The 397-nt window shown below is 42.6% G+C and carries 1 protein-coding gene; it reads left to right on the forward strand.

What is annotated here, in order from left to right; translation table 11 throughout:
- Nucleotides 1-397, forward strand: a 397-nt coding sequence (locus C1E99_RS08260; protein WP_153060173.1) for a zinc-binding dehydrogenase, incomplete at both ends; no start/stop codon positions are given.

A 397-nucleotide genomic window follows, 5' to 3' on the forward strand; every position in this document is an offset into this window, starting at 1 on the left:
CTCTGTTGACGGTGGTATGGCTGAGCAATGTATTGTAACAGCAGACTATGCAGTAAAAGTTCCAGAAGGTCTTGATCCAGCTCAAGCAAGTTCTATTACTTGTGCTGGCGTTACTTGCTACAAAGCGATTAAAGAAGCTCACTTGGAACCAGGTCAATGGATTGCTATCTATGGTGCTGGTGGACTCGGAAACCTTGCTGTACAATACGCTAAAAAAGTCTTCAACGCTCATGTTATCGCCGTAGACATCAATAATGATAAATTGGAACTCGCCAAAGAAGTTGGTGCAGATGTGACAATCAACGGACTTGAAGTAGAAGATGTTCCTGGATATATTAAAGAAATTACTGGTGGCGGTGTACACTCTACTGTTGTAACAGCTGTTTCCAAAGTAGCC

The sequence above is a fragment of the Streptococcus suis genome (genome assembly GCF_002964045.1).
Classification (GTDB): Bacteria; Bacillota; Bacilli; order Lactobacillales; family Streptococcaceae; genus Streptococcus; species Streptococcus suis_U.